Here is a 15,191-nt window from a genome sequence, read left to right on the forward strand (position 1 = left end):
GGAAAAGGGATGAATTAGGTCGCGCCACTTGCGGGCGAGGTTTTTACCTTTTCCCCTTCCTCCTTGTCCCTTCCACTTCTTAATAAATGTGCTAGTGTAAACTACTAAACTAAAAAATATTTCACAATTTGGTTGGGATCTGAATTCAGATACTTATCTTCCCAATTCCCAATGAAATCAAAATTGAGGGGCAATCTCCCCATGCTTGCTTTCACATCTCAAAAGCAGTCACAAGGCTATTGCCCCTAAATATTTTGAGCGTCGATCGCTCTTTTACCAGAAACACCTATGAATTATCCTTCATCAGGCTATCTGAATTTATGACTCCACACACCAGACTCCGCAATCTCAACACGATTACTCAGCTGTGACGAGTTCAGTACTACCACGTGTACGACGCCGTGTAAGACTATTATACAGCATCACACCGATCGCCTTGATCAAATTACCTTCCAATTCCTGGAACAGCTTCATGTTCGTGCCAAAGGCGGCGTTAGCTTCATCAACGATGCGATCGGTTGCCGCTTCGTCAAGGGGTAATTCATCCAAAATTTGCCGATATTTGGCTTTAAATGCCTTCTCATCAGGAATTTCTGGAAACTCATAAAAGGCTGTACCTTGTCCATCAGACAAATTCATTGCTGTAACAGCAATATTTTTTAGAATTTGTCCCCCGGATAAGTCACCCAAGTAACGAGTGTATGAATGAGCGATTAACAATTCCGGTTCTGTAGCAGATATTTCTCGGATGCGCTGTACATAAGCTTCACCTGCGGGAGATAGTTTGATTTGCTCTCTCCAGTTTGCACCAAAGTAATAACTTAGGTCTTGCTCTAAGCTATGCTTGCGGTTTAGCTGAGGAAAGTTAATTTTAGAAACTATTGGGTGCTGGCGGTGCTTTTCCATCTCCTCTTCCATCGCTGAGTAGACGAAGTAGAAGTTAGCAACAAGTTTCCGGTAAGAGTTTTTTTCTACTACTCCTTTTAAAAAGCACTTGACAAAACCAACATTTTCTGCCATTGTGTGGGCTTTCTTAGTGCCTACACGTAATTTGGTTGCTAAATTGCTGCTCATGCTAAATTTCTCAACTTTAAAAAGTTAACTGCCGGAGTTTTAATTCACTAACGGCTAAAAAGGCCATTAAAACGTTACCTTAAAACTATTTGATGAGAATTTATATTAAAATTTTTTAAGCTACGATGATTTTGTAGCTTTTTACACAGCGATCGGGCTAAGAGAACAGAATTTTAGATTTGAGGATTTTGATTTTTTGTTGTATTAGGTGAATCTTGCTTTCATTCTCAGCTTGGATGAAAAATTTTGCGAGCCACTAAAAGTAATATTTATTACATACTTGCCTGGTAATAGCATTATAAAGTGTGAACTAATACAGATAAAAATCAAAACGAAAGTTGTCGGCAGAAAAGGAATAATTAGCTAAGATGTGGAGACTTTACTAATAAAGTAAAAACCAATACTGACTTTATCAAAGATTTACAATCTCAGAAGAAAAAATTCAGTATTATTACGTAAAGATAGTTCGATCTAAAATGAATTTATTAAAGAGAAAAAGCATGTCAAAATTGCTGAATAAAGTCTTAAGTGCTATTTATTTTTCAGTGTGATTGTGTGGAGTGTTTAAAAATATGGTTTCATCTATAACTCGGACATCGGGCATTTCTGGGGGTTCTACTTCTGAAGTTGAGGGATTGGGCAAAGGGATTGAGAGCAGTTTTGGACTGAATTTAATCCCATTACCAGCAAATCCCTTATTTGGCACAGATGGGATTCGCGGACGAGTCGGAGAATTACTGAATGCGCCTTTAGCATTGCAAGTTGGTTTTTGGACGGGGATTGTTTTACGTAATCATGCAACTCAAGTAGGGCCAGTCATTCTCGGACAGGACTCTAGAAACTCCAGCGATATGCTGGCAATGGCTTTGAGTGCAGGGTTAACAGCAGCGGGGTTAGAGGTTTGGTATTTGGGATTATGTCCCACTCCTGGCGTTGCCTATCTCACCAGCGTCACTGATGCCATTGGTGGAGTGATGATTTCTGCCAGCCATAATCCTCCAGAAGACAATGGGATTAAGGTTTTTGGTAGCAATGGTGGGAAGTTGCCGCAAATATTGCAGACAGAAATAGAAGCAGGACTGCGTGGCAAGATATCACCGATCGCGAGAGTCAGTAATTGCGGACGGCATTACTCACGTTTCGAGTTAGTGGAAGATTATAGCTCGGCGTTGAAAAAACCCTTAAACGGTGCCCTAAATCTTCAGGGAATGAAGATTGTTTTAGACTTGGCGTGGGGAGCCGCAGTTGGGTTAGCACCATCAGTATTTACACAAATGGGAGCGGAGGTAATCTGCTTGCATAACGAAGCAGATGGCGATCGCATTAATGTTAACTGTGGTTCCACCCACCTAGACATTTTGGCAGCAACGGTACAAGAACACAACGCCGATATCGGCTTTGGCTTCGATGGCGATGCCGATCGCGTCTTAGCAGTAGACAATACAGGCAGGCAAGTTAACGGCGATTACATTCTCTACCTGTGGGGACGACACTTACAACAAAACCAACAATTGCCAGACAACCTGATTGTATCTACAGTCATGGCCAACTTAGGCTTTGAAAAAGCTTGGCAGCAAATTGGTGGTAACTTAATTCGTACCGCAGTTGGCGACCAATACGTGCAAGCCGAAATGCAGCGCACTGGGGGAATGCTAGGTGGCGAACAATCAGGGCATATTCTTTGCCGTCACTATGCTGTCACAGGAGATGGCTTGTTAACCGCATTACACATAGCATCTTTGCTGAAAGAGGCGGGTGTTCCCTTGAGCGAATTAGTAGATCGAAGCTTCCAAACCTATCCCCAATTATTGCGGAACGTGCGCGTTGTCGATCGCGATCGCCGTTTGGGATGGCAAGATTGCCAACCTGTGCAACAAGCGATCGCTCTTGCTGAAGCGGCAATGGGCGATTCCGGCAGAATTTTGGTTCGCGCTTCTGGCACAGAACCAGTCATCAGAGTAATGGTGGAAGCAGCCAATGCCGAACTCGCCAACTACTGGACAAATGAACTAGTTTCCAAAGTACAGCAGCATCTGATGGATTAAATTAGCTAATATCTCATCTCATCTGCAAAAAAACGCCAAGTTTAATCACAGCTTCTACGAATTAACCACCCTTGGTTATGTCTAGAAGCTGTGACCGAACAATTTTAGATTTTAGATTTTAGACTTCGGCTCCTTTCGACTTCGCGGTAGTTGAATCTCGACTTACTTCGACTACGCTCAGTACAAGTCGCTCGATTACCGCGCAGTCGAAACTCAAGGCAAGTCGCTCAGTCGAACGATTTTGGATTAAAATGAAAATCCTTCGACTGAGCGCTCACAACTTGGGTTCAAGCCTCTCCATTAACTCCTCCCCTATGTTCAGTTTTTACCCAGCGCGATCGCTCATGCTGCACACACATCTTTGAAGTGGCTACAATCATCACAGGAATCCAATGCACCATGTATAATGACCCTTGAATTGTTGCCCAAACCAAAGACCATCCTCGTAAATTTTGAAATTGGTAAAGTCCAGCAGTAAAGGCATTTGTCAGAATGATGCTGAGTAGTGTTTGCAAGGGAAACAGAACTGGATGATGGCTATAAAAAATTGTCCAAAGTAAGTCGGGTATTAATCCAATTGGTAGAAGAAATTGCAATATAAAAAATAATATTAAATCAATTTCTTTTGCCCAACCTAAAGTAAGAATTTGCGGAAAATAATCTAGATAACGCTGATAGCCACCTTCAGCCCAACGACAGCGTTGATTCCAAAGTTTTTCCCAAGTAGTTACACCTTCTTCCTGAATTGATGCAACTGTAACAAACTCAATTTCCGTACCTGCTAAATAGAGTTTGAAACAAAGATCCAAATCATCGGTGACAGTGTTCTCATTCCAACCTTGACACTTTTCTAACAATTCCCGACGAACTAACATCCCATTACCGCGCAGTTCAGACATTCCATCAATAGCAATGCGATGGGTTTGTAGAAAGCTATCACAATTCATTTCCATCTGCTGACAACAAGTTAAGAAATTGGTATTAGCATTAGAAATTGCTTTTCGTACTTGCACTGCACCGATCGCTTGCTGATGAAACAGAGGTACTGTTTGCTGGAGAAAATTGGCTCTTAACTGAGCATCCGCATCACAGATTAGGATAATCTCCCCTTGAGTAAAGGGAAACACCGCATTCAATGCGCCTGATTTACCACCTTTTGATTCCCGTCGATGAACTTGTAAAGCTGGAAATTGAGTTTGTAATTCTTTCAAAACCTGGGGCGTTTCATCGGTACTACCGTCATCAACAACCCAGATATCTAGGGAATCGCTGGGATAATTAAGTTGGCATAAGCAGTAAACTAGATTAGCCAAGACTGGACTTTCATTTTTAGCCGGAACTAAAATCGAGACTGGCGGTAAATAAATTTCACTATCCATCACCGCCGCCGCTGGTTTAGCTAACAGCATCCGTAACGTTTGCACAGTCAGGATTGCCGTTAATCCCAGCATCAACCATTGTGTTTTTGGTAGCCAGTGCAGCAAACTCACGCCACCCCAGACTAATAAAACTACTAGGGTTGCTTTGAAACGGCGATGAAAGCTAATATTTTTACTGGGTTGATAGGTACTTATTCCCACTTGATTTACTATGTCCTTTCGGTTCGCGGCTTAGTCCTGCGACGTAATAATAGCATCGTCACTGCTCCCAAAAGGAAACCGCTCACTCCTGCTACAACTGCTAGAATCCGCCCCAATGGGTTATTCAACAGAAAGAATTTTTACAAAGAATAGGCTGGAGGCAGTGTTTCGACACTTCGACAACCAGCCAAGCAAGATGCCTATCCCACAAGACTTAACTTTTGGTTTCGATATCGTATAACTGGCAGAGGGTGAGGAGTTTTTGTTTAAGGCGATCGCGGAGACTCTCAGGTGATACAATCACGCAATCTTCCCAATACCGCGATACTTCTCGAATCAGCCAGAAAGGATTAGCTACTCGCCGCACCACCTGACGCACATCATTAATCATGTCATCCTCAATATCATCTTCTTTGGGTTGATAGGCTTTAGCTAGCCAACCTCGAAAGTGTAATTGCACCTTCACATAATCAAGTTCACCTCGCCAATCTCCACTTGTCGGGACAACAGACTTAATTCGTTCAAAACTTAAACAACGATTGTGCCAAAGTTCGGGTAATTCGGGGATATCGTTTTCTACGTCTGCTGTCTCTTCGCACCAAATCATGAGATAAAAGCGTTTCTCAAAAAAGCGTACTTCAGCATGACGAACTTTATAATCTAATTCCTGACCTTGAGAGTTGGAATAGAGAATGTAGAAAGGCTGTTTAGCTTTACTTAGTTCTTCTATCGTATTTCGCCATTCTTGGATAGGTTGACTAAGTTGTTTCATCAGTAATTGACGAAGAGGTGCTTCGAGATTGCCACGTTCTAGTAAAAGTGCAAGTACAGTTTGCGCTTCTCCTATGTGACCTGCATCATTCAAAGCTTTTATTGCCTGCTGTAAGGCATTAACTTGGTTAGAGTCAAGTGTAAAGGGCTTTCCAACCTCTACAGATTGTTGTGCGATCGCTACTATTAAGCCCGAAATACTGGGTTCTTTGCCCCAATTGATATTGAGACGGCGAGCGATCGCTTCTAGTTGTTCCTTGCTTCCTGGCGGAATTGACAGTGTAATCGTTTCTTTTTTTCTTGGCATCAAATTTGTAATTACACTATTGACATAGATGGTATTAATAGTTATTTTATATGTATACCAAGTTAATCAATAATTTCAAAACCAAAAAAAACACAATGTTACTCGCTAGGCAAATACGGAAAAAGCCAGAGTATCGTATTTTCGACCTATTGGGGGTAGTTTCGTCTACTCCTATTTCCCACAAATAACAGCTAGTGAGGTCAACGACCATGACCGATGATCGTTTGCTGTCCAGAATTTCCCTTGACTCCAATATTTGTTTCGGTAAACCTTGTATTAGAGGTCATCGTATAAACCATGAACGAACAAACATTACTAGAAAGAATCACATTTAACCCCCAAATCTTTGGTGGTAAACCGATTATTCGAGGTCGTCGTCTAGCTGTTGAACATATTTTAGGAATGTTAGCAGTAGGAGATACTATTGAAACTTTGCTAGAAGCTTACCCCTGGTTAGAACGCGAAGATGTACAAGCCTGTTTAATCTATGCACGAAGGTTAGTTGGTCATGAACGAGTTGAACCTTTATTCATAGAATCCCCAAGGTGAAAATACTACTAGATACTTGCATTAATGCTAGGGTGCGTACCGATTTACAAACGGCTGGGTATGATGTAGTTTGGTCTGGAGATTGGCCAAAAGACCCAGGTGACGAGGAAATTTTGGCAACCGCCTATCGTGAAAGTAGGATTTTAGTCACCCTTGATAAAGATTTTGGAGAGTTAGCAATTCTGCGGGGAAATCTTCACTGTGGTATCTTGCGCTTAATTAATCTCTCAACCAAAGAACAATCAATAGTTTGTTTGCAGGTACTCCAGCTTTACGGAGACGAATTATTCTCTGGTGCAATTGTAACTGCTGAATTAGATAGAGTCAGAATTCGCCCACCTGAAAATAGGGCTTGAAAATTCATTCAGTAAAAACTCGTACTAGTGGCGCAATAAATTAACACAGACTATGGTGTTTGTTGACCACTTTGTGAGACTGAGTTTGGTATTAAATTCATATCTTTCAACATGATTAAGCGCAGTCGGCTTTTAAATGCTCCTCCCAAAACCTTGGAGGAGATTTATTTCACTGAAATTCGCCCCCAGCTTTACGAAAATCATGCACATCATCACCAGTACGGCGTAAGAAAGGGTACAACCCTTGCAGAACACCTCGATTCTGCGTGTCAGTTCATTTTGACAGTCAGCCGAATAGCAGAAGTTCCAGAAGATAAAAGACCTTTGCTACTAGCTGCAACTGCTGTACATGACCTGAATAAATTAGACCCTCAAGAACGAAAAGTAAAAACCTTAGCTAGAAATCAGGAATTTTTACGAGAACAACTTGAAAAGGCTTGTGTACTTACATTTGTTGTCTCAGAAAATGATTTGGAGTTAGTTAGAAAGCTAATTGAACGCCATTCAGGTCATAACGTTAGTGATGGAGCAAGATTTTTACCAGAAGACCCAAATATTGAACGTTGGGCGGCGATGCTGACAGCTGCGGACTTGTTTGATTTAGGAATTCCAGATGCACAACGTTTTCGCAAACTGGAAAAAGAATTAACCGTTGCTTTTGGACGAAGCTGTAATCTTTTTAGAATCCGCATCTCTGAAGATAAAGGCTATATTACAGCCCTATTGCTGGGTGCTTGCGAAGAAGTTTTACAAAAATATGGGTTAAATCCTTTAGCAATTTTCCCTGATGGCGAACTTTTTGAAGGAGAAGCTTTATCAAATGTAGATTTGACAAAAGAAATCGCTGTTGTTTGGCAAATTAAAATTGACCAAGTTTTTGGTAATAATATTGAAAGACTTGTTAGAGCTACCAAGGATGGTATTAAAGTTACTTCTCAAGCTATCCAACAAAATATTGAGGAAGTATTGGTAAATGTTGAGGCTCTTTTAGAAAGGAAAAAAGCTGGATATAAATCAGACAAGATTGCTAAAGATGTAACTAAGTGGGGTGAAGCGGCTGGTGCAGATGCACTAATAAAAGCGGCTGAACTTCAATTATTACCTGTAAGTAATGCAGAAGAATTTGCTATATCTGAAGGTTTAAAGGCAGCTTACCTCAGTTATAGAGAAGCCGGATTAAGCCCTAAAGAAGTTTGGGATAAAATCGCTCATCATACGGGTATATCCGAACTTCAGCGCACTGCAATTGAGCCGTTTAATGGTCAATATGGGCGACCTTTATTTGCTGCTAAGGCTGCTGTTAAAGGCATTGAGGGTATTAAAGAAGCTCTACAAGAATCTTTCCAGCTAAGAAAGGAAAGTACACAAATATCTGAAGAAACAGAAGTATCTGAAGAAATGATTGCAGCCGTTAGCAGAATGGTAAATTTACCTTTTGCTATTCGGTTAAATGGAGGCAATGATTTAAATGCTTATGTAGAAGCAAATCCCAGACAAAGATGCTCTTTAGGTTCTACTTCTACTGATATAGATGAGCTAATTTCAGATAATATGCCTCCTGGTACAAAAGTACAAGCTTTTTCTAACCGCTTACCGGGTGGTATCAGTGCTGAACCGAAAAGACAAGCAGATTCAATTGCAGCTTTAGCCTACCAATTAATGGCAGTCGGGGCGAATTTTCCTGCTGTTAAAAAACAAGACCCTCTTTATTTGCACTTAGCATTACCGAAAGGTTCTGCTCCAGAACTGTTGAGAATTTGGCGTGAACTTTTAAAAAAACTCGCAGCGACAAATGCTGAAGGAGGTACTGTCACAGTTGATGAATTGAAATTATATAAAGATAACCAGCTTGAATTTAAAGCTAACAAAGTAGTTGGTTTAGCATTACCAAAACGTCCTGATTTTGTTCATACATCTGTCATTGTTCCTTTAGTTTGGGGAGATGTTAATAATTCTTTAGCTTTACTAAAATCACTGAGACTTGCTTTAGAAATTTCCTTGTCTTTAGATATTGGCTTTGCTTTTACCTTGAGTAGCAATTTAGAAGTGGAGTTATCTAATGATGTTTACGGACGAATAGAGGGAATTCCTTCTGCACTGCAAACTTTATTAGGAAATGGACAATATCAGCAACGCCAAGATGCAGAAAAAATTCTTGAGCGACTACGTTGCATTGGCAAACTAGCAACATCTATTGCAAGTATTCAGAAAGCTGATGATTGTTTGTATGATTTGGCTCGTGCTTGTGTCAGACCAATTGAACTTTATTATGTCTTGCTACGTTGGACTCTGCGAGAACAAGACGAACCAAACTTAAGTGTTATTTGGAGCCGCATTTGTGAACCGTTAAATACTTTACTGGAGAGCTTTATGCCGGATGAAAACTTACTCTTAACTAAATATCTTCGAGAAGCTGCTCAAGTTGCAGCAGAGGGAAAAATTTGGGGAAGTTCTTTTAAACGAACTGCTCAAGCAGAACCGTTTACAGCCTTTATTGCTGCTATTCGTTCTCAAAAGCCTTATTTGGGTTTAGATGTAATTTTTGCTGCTTTAATACAGCAATATCATACTCGCTTAGACCGTATCCGGGAGCATGGAGTAGGTGCAACAAAGTATGAACAGGTCAAGCGTTATTACGAGCTATTACGAAAACTATATGAGGAGGTTTATTCAGCACGTCCTGAAAAGTTTTTATCTGACCAAAAAACTTTAGAAGCTGCTTATTTATTCTTCCTTGAAGAAGCGCGTAAACAGCTTAAAAACCAATCTGAAGATGATTTTGTCGAAACAACTGCAACTGTTTAAATAATTAGGAGTTTATCATGTCAATTTCAAAACTTTCTCCAGTACTAGCAACAAGTTATGAGAATTTTCCAAAAGGGCGTTTTATAACTTTAGTTATTTTAAGAACAACCCATTCTGAAACTATCTTTCGCACAGAAGGTTCCGGTGAGCCAATGTCTAGCGAATTTGTCCAAGCTGGTTTTGAGGGTGAAAATCAAAAAACTATAATTCAACGCTTGGTAATGACTAAGCGCAAACAAGTAGCACCAGAAAGACGCTATGGACGAGAACATTTAAGAGCGCATGAGCTTTTATATACTAACTCTAAAGATGGCTCTCTTTGTTCTTTAAATACTAATGCACCTTGTGAAATGTGTGTAGATTGTTTTCTCTACGGCTTCGCGGCTGGTGGTGGTGGCGCTCAAAAAAGTCGCATCTGGACTGAAGATGCTTTTAGTATTTTACCTGCTAGCGATGTTGTAGGCGATCGCACCATCAACGCCATCTACGAAAATGGCACAATGCGCGATGAGAAAGGTAACGCCTCAACAGCTTTAAATACTAGCGAATACATTAAACCAGGCGTGCATTTTCTGGATGTTGTGACTCTCAAAGACGTAACTGCTGATGAACTGCGCTATATCGTTGGTAACATTATTTTCACAAGTCGTTATGGTGCAGTTTCTAGTCGTGTTGGACGAATGGAAAACCAAATATTAGGTGTATTTGGTAGTATTACCGAACTTCCTAGTTCTCTGGAACTTGTACAAGCTACTTATGATGTCTTAGGTAAGCCTTTAGAACATCCTTTGAATATTAATCAATTAATTACAGCAAGCAAACAAGTAATTGCTAATTGGAAAAATAAGAGAGGGGTTTCTGTGCAGCTATCTGAAGAAGAATTAGCAAATTTACTAACTGATGTAGAAACTAATTGGTCAGAAGCCGAACGTGATAATTTTCTTAAGCGTTTAACCCAATCTTATGAACCCTTCCGTCACGTCGCAACTGAAAAGAAAAAGGCTAAGGCTAAAGGAAAAAATACACCAGTTGAAGTAGAGAGTTAAATATGCCAACAATTCCTTTTCAGCAGGCAAAACTTGTTGAATTATACTGTCTTGAACCAGTCTTTTTTGCCTCTAGGGAGTTGTCTGATACCTATTACACTGAGGGGGTAATTGGGAATTATGCTCTTACTTATGCTTTAGGTAGAGTAAATTCCCCCTATCGCCTCCAAGGTCAGGCTACAGGACGACCAACCTACAAAGAAGATTTCCAACCAATAGCGCAAGATTTTTATATTTTACCAGCTTCACCAGTAGGTAGAATTACATTCAGATTTGAACGTTTTAATGCTCTTTCTGATGCTTACTGGTATGCAATGACTAATAACCGTGTTGCTACGGCGCGGGAAGATTTACCATTACAACGCCAAGGTAAAAAACCAAGTTCATTTAGACCAAGTAATTTTCCGCAAACTGGAAGACTGCGGATGATTGAACGCAGAAACAAATTTCAAACTTTGGTATTTGGAAATCACCAATTACCAACTTATATTCGCCTTGGTAAATTCATGAGTAAAGTTCAAGTGAATGTGCTGAATGAATTTCCTGTGACTTTACTAGCAGAAGATGAATATCAAAGTCAACATTATCTAAATGCTGCTGATTTACCACAGCAAATAGAGGCTTTAGCGTTCGATTTAATTTCCATTCCTCCTGCACCCATCATTAAAAATCTTCGTTTTCGGGGTGCTGCTTGGCAAATTGGAGAAATGATTGTACCAGCAGGTTTACATTTTTGCGGTAGAGAAAGTAGCAATGAGTAATCAAAACTTAGTTATCAGATTAGAACCCCGCAGTATTTCAGCTTGTGCATCACCAGATAAAATATCTTTCATAAAGAATGCACTTCAACACCAACTAGATGTATTTGAACAATCTAAGGATGCAGACATTATCCTTGATTTAGCACCAACTGGCACAGGTAAAACTAAAGCCGGACTAACAGTATTAAAACATCAGTCAAATCGAAGTGCTGTTTACATTGCTCCCACTAATGCTTTAATTGAACAGCAAACAGAAGCAGCAAAACAGTTCGTTCGTGATGCTAATTTACCTCATGTTGTGAAATCAGCCTCAGCTAAAGATATCAAAAGCTGGCCTGACGATAAAGTTGGTCGTCGTTCAGGAGAAAAGCTATATAATGTTTTGCGAAATCCTGCTACAGTTTTCGATGATGTTGGGGCGAATACACCAATTCTATTGGTAACAAATCCTGATATTTTTTACTATGCAACTTTCTTTGCATATAATAATCTGGATAGAGGTAATATTGCTGCTGGTTTTTACACCAAATTTTCGACAGTCATTTTTGATGAATTTCACCTCTACGATGCTAAACAGTTAGTAGGAATGCTGTTTTATCTTGCCTATTCTCATGTTTTTCGCTTTTTTGAAAATGGACGCAAGGTAGTTTTACTCACAGCAACACCAGAACCAGCTTGTGAATTAGCATTGCAGAATTTAAAACAAGCTGGTGTGAAAATAGCAATAATTAATGGAGAAGCAGGTAATACTAATCTTTTACCATCACAAACAGCAGTGAATCTAGAATTAAGACCAAAACCAGATAGTAATAAAGAGTGGCTAGCAGAGTTAGAAGCAGAAGTTATCCAACGTTTTCGAGAAAGACCTAATGAAAATGGTGCTGTAATTCTGGACTCGCTTAATAATATTGATTGTCTATCAACTTCCTTAAGACAGCAAGGACTTGGTGATTACATTGGACGCATTACAGGCCCTGCACCTAAAAAAGATAGACAAAGGGCTATGCAATGTAAAATCATTTTGGCTACTAGCACAGTAGATGTAGGATTTAACTTTGAAAGACATCCTGAACCGAAACGACAAAATTTAGATTGGTTAATTTTTTCAGCACGCGATCGCGCGGCATTTTGGCAGAGAATTGGTAGAGTAGGGCGTGTTTTGGGTAAATCTGAAACTAATATTGATTCGGAAGCCATTGCTTACTTACCCGCTAACGCTTGGGAAGAAGGCTTAACCTCTCTAGATACTATTGGGGGACGTACAGCGCTAAAAGAGGTGCTTAATACACTTCCTTGTTTGGATAAGCCTTTTTTGACAGCTTATTGGCGTTCAGAAGCATCTCTAGAAATCGCACGTCCCTTGTTAGAATTTGAAGAAGCTTTGCAAAATCTTTCAGGTGCTGAATTAATACCTAAATTATTTGAGACTCTACAATCTGTATTGGGAGGAAATCGCACTTGGGAAGACTATAGTTATAGAATCAAAGTTTTACGAGGTGCTGAAAACATTGCTAAAACTTCTTTAGAAAAATTAAAAAAAGATTGGAAATATATCAAAGGCGGTCAGGCTTTCGTCAGAACCTATATCAAGGTAAAGTCGCCTGAAGAGTCGGATGATTTACAAGCTGGACGCACAAACATAGAAGCATACGAGGATGTGTTTAAAGAACATAAAATATTAGCTGAACTCAAAGAATTTGCTGAGGTTTTTAGTACCAGTTATGCGCCATTATTCAGTTTTCGCTATAGTCTATTTGAAAGCCTTCCCATCCGCGATCCTCATGGTTTACTGCTAGATGAATCAGAAGAAACTCAAATAGATCCTTTTCACTTATTACGCTATTACGAATTTACTCAGAATGGAGATTTCATCGAAATTAAAAGTCGTGCTACTGAAACCTATAAACTGAGCTTTAGAATGCGTTTCATTGGTATTCGGCAAGAGTTTGTTAATACAGAGCTAAATAAGTTAACAGCTTTTCAAAATTGTACGGTTATCCGCAGTATTGGAGAAGCAGTACGACCAACACCTGAACTACAGGCATTGTCAAAACACTTGTTACCAGGAGTAATTATTTGCCCCATAGCTAATGCTGCTGCTCTTTTTCAATTACGTAAACAAGGAATTATTTCCTATCCCATAAATATTGTTTGTGATGATGGTGAAAAAGAATATGAGCTTTTAGCAGGATTGTCAGGAATTTTAACAATGGCAATGAAGTTTAAACAGCTACGTCTCCCAGATGATGAAGTTTTGATTGTGTGATAAGTAATTAAATTCTCGCACCAATGGTGCGAGAATTTATAGAACATCGATTTATAAGTATATTTCTCTGACATCCACTGTGAAACACTATCAACAACAAACCAACGCCTTCCCCAGCGATTATCTAAACAACTTGTGGGGAGAAATCCAAGCTTGTCCTTACTTTGCTATCAACAACCTCAACCGCGATTTTGTCGCCACTAAAGGATTTTCTGTAGTATTTCAGCGTTCTGGATTAGCAAAAGTAGAACAGCAGTTTCCCTACTTCAAGCCTTACCTCGATTTGGCTCTCCAGCCGAATTGTAATGCTTTTTACCTCAATCCTTTACAACTCAAAGAAGGCTCCCGCGTCGATCCGCATATCGATCGCTCTTTGCGTTCCTACTCTAAAACCATTGAACCGCCTGCGGTTGTGAGTGTGCTTTATGTGCGCGTACCTGCGGATATGGAAGGGGGAGAACTGGTATTGCGATCGCACAAACGCCAACTTGGGCAAATTAAGCCCCAATTCAATACTTTAGTTTATTTTCAAGGTGATTTAACCCATTCGGTTAACGCTGTCAAAACCCCAGGAAATCGTCTAAGTCTCGTTTGCGAACAGTATAGTTTGAGTGATGCTGAACTCCAGGAAATCCCTGAGTTTACTGTAGAGTCAAGAAGCACTCAGTCTACAACCAAAAAAAGAAAGTATGCCTCATAGTTTAGTGTTGAATTTGCTACCTCAATCGCCTATTCCACCACAGTATCTCACAGGTAGACATCTCCACGCTCTATTTTTAACCCTTGTTAGTTCTGTAGATAAAGAATTAGGCGATCGCTTGCACGATTCCACCGCAGACAAAGCCTTTACTCTCTCTCCCCTTCAAACTAACTCCCCCCTTTTGAAGGGTGGTAAAGGGGGATCTAAATTGCAATATTCACATCAACAACCCATTCCCGCCGGAACTCCTTGTTGGTGGCGCATCTCTTTATTAGATGACACTCTATTTGGCAAACTTACCCAACTCTGGCTAAATCTTAATCCCAATCGCCCTTGGCATCTTGGCCCGGCTGACTTGTATATTACCAGCATTCAAGGCACACCCCAATCTATTCAACCTTGGGCTAATGCCAGTACTTATGCTCAATTATACGAAGAAGCTAGCGAGCGCAATTCTTCCATTAACCTTACCTTTTCCACGCCTACCGCCTTTCGTCAAGGACAGTATGATACTACCCTTCCTACCAGAGAATCTGTTTTCAATTCCCTACTTTCGCGGTGGAATAAATACAGTGGTATAGAATTTACTCAGATTGCGATCGAGTCAATTTTTCCTTCTTTTGTCAACATTCACACAGAAATATTAGCCGATTCTCGCAGCAAATTTATTGGCATTATTGGCGAAGTTAATTACAAAATTTTGGGACAAATTGAACCCATACAAATTAAGCAACTTAATGCTTTAGCTGATTTTGCTTTGTATGCAGGAATTGGTCGCAAAACAACTATGGGTATGGGAATGACGCGGCGGCTGTATTCTCCCTAATTTCAATCATCATTTAAAAACCATCTAAGTTATGAATCAAACTGAATATGTTTCCATTGCGGCATTGAATCAATATGCCTATTGTCCGCATCGATGCGGACAATA

The 15,191-nt window shown here is 40.1% G+C and carries 13 protein-coding genes; 10 read left to right on the forward strand and 3 right to left on the reverse strand.

What is annotated here, in order from left to right:
* Positions 1-357 precede the first annotated feature (357 nt).
* A complete protein-coding gene (locus ACR5KR_RS27475; RefSeq protein ID WP_445628403.1) occupies positions 358-1,074 on the reverse strand; it encodes a biliverdin-producing heme oxygenase in 717 nt (238 codons plus the stop codon).
* A gap of 572 nt (positions 1,075-1,646) precedes the next feature.
* Between ACR5KR_RS27475 and glmM the strand changes: the two genes are divergently transcribed.
* Complete coding sequence (glmM, locus tag ACR5KR_RS27480) at positions 1,647-3,119, forward strand: phosphoglucosamine mutase (protein WP_448268675.1); 1,473 nt, start codon at positions 1,647-1,649, stop codon at positions 3,117-3,119.
* A gap of 287 nt (positions 3,120-3,406) precedes the next feature.
* Here glmM and ACR5KR_RS27485 read toward each other — a convergent pair whose 3' ends face one another.
* Together ACR5KR_RS27485 and ACR5KR_RS27490 are read right to left on the reverse strand one after the other, a co-directional pair.
* The gene (locus ACR5KR_RS27485) at positions 3,407-4,699 is read right to left on the reverse strand and encodes a glycosyltransferase (RefSeq protein WP_448268676.1); all 1,293 of its coding nucleotides are present in this window, start codon (positions 4,697-4,699) and stop codon (positions 3,407-3,409) included.
* Between the two features lie 214 nt (positions 4,700-4,913).
* Positions 4,914-5,777 (reverse strand): helix-turn-helix transcriptional regulator, encoded by an 864-nt coding sequence (locus tag ACR5KR_RS27490; protein WP_448268677.1) that lies wholly within the window; start codon positions 5,775-5,777, stop codon positions 4,914-4,916.
* A 209-nt stretch (positions 5,778-5,986) separates the two neighbouring features.
* Here ACR5KR_RS27490 and ACR5KR_RS27495 point away from each other — a divergent pair, with 209 nt between their 5' ends.
* The 9 genes from ACR5KR_RS27495 (at position 5,987) to cas6 (ending at position 15,086) form a co-directional block, all read left to right on the forward strand.
* Complete coding sequence (locus ACR5KR_RS27495) at positions 5,987-6,112, forward strand: DUF433 domain-containing protein (RefSeq protein WP_448268678.1); 126 nt, start codon at positions 5,987-5,989, stop codon at positions 6,110-6,112.
* On the forward strand, positions 6,075-6,326 hold the full coding sequence (locus tag ACR5KR_RS27500; RefSeq protein ID WP_448268679.1) for a DUF433 domain-containing protein: 252 nt from the start codon (positions 6,075-6,077) through the stop codon (positions 6,324-6,326). Before ACR5KR_RS27495 ends, ACR5KR_RS27500 begins: the two co-directional genes overlap by 38 nt.
* Entirely contained in the window at positions 6,323-6,682 is a 360-nt protein-coding gene (locus ACR5KR_RS27505; RefSeq protein WP_448268680.1) for a DUF5615 family PIN-like protein, read from the forward strand. Before ACR5KR_RS27500 ends, ACR5KR_RS27505 begins: the two co-directional genes overlap by 4 nt.
* A gap of 111 nt (positions 6,683-6,793) precedes the next feature.
* Positions 6,794-9,487 (forward strand): CRISPR-associated protein Csc3, encoded by a 2,694-nt coding sequence (locus tag ACR5KR_RS27510; RefSeq protein ID WP_448268681.1) that lies wholly within the window; start codon positions 6,794-6,796, stop codon positions 9,485-9,487.
* Between the two features lie 17 nt (positions 9,488-9,504).
* Positions 9,505-10,533: a type I-D CRISPR-associated protein Cas7/Csc2 gene (gene cas7d, locus ACR5KR_RS27515; RefSeq protein WP_448268683.1), complete on the forward strand. Its 1,029-nt coding sequence runs from the start codon at positions 9,505-9,507 to the stop codon at positions 10,531-10,533.
* Positions 10,534-10,535: 2 nt separating this feature from the next.
* Positions 10,536-11,294, forward strand: coding sequence for a type I-D CRISPR-associated protein Cas5/Csc1 (cas5d, locus tag ACR5KR_RS27520; RefSeq protein WP_448268684.1), 759 nt, complete (start codon positions 10,536-10,538; stop codon positions 11,292-11,294).
* Positions 11,287-13,560, forward strand: a complete 2,274-nt coding sequence (gene cas3, locus ACR5KR_RS27525) for a type I-D CRISPR-associated helicase Cas3' (protein ID WP_448268685.1) — start codon at positions 11,287-11,289, stop codon at positions 13,558-13,560. The genes cas5d and cas3 overlap by 8 nt, the downstream gene beginning before the upstream one ends.
* A gap of 79 nt (positions 13,561-13,639) precedes the next feature.
* On the forward strand, positions 13,640-14,260 hold the full coding sequence (locus tag ACR5KR_RS27530) for a 2OG-Fe(II) oxygenase (RefSeq protein ID WP_190894279.1): 621 nt from the start codon (positions 13,640-13,642) through the stop codon (positions 14,258-14,260).
* The gene (gene cas6, locus ACR5KR_RS27535; RefSeq protein WP_448268686.1) at positions 14,250-15,086 is read left to right on the forward strand and encodes a CRISPR-associated endoribonuclease Cas6; all 837 of its coding nucleotides are present in this window, start codon (positions 14,250-14,252) and stop codon (positions 15,084-15,086) included. Before ACR5KR_RS27530 ends, cas6 begins: the two co-directional genes overlap by 11 nt.
* Positions 15,087-15,191: the final 105 nt, after the last annotated feature.

It is taken from the genome of Nostoc sp. DSM 114159 (genome assembly GCF_053470285.1).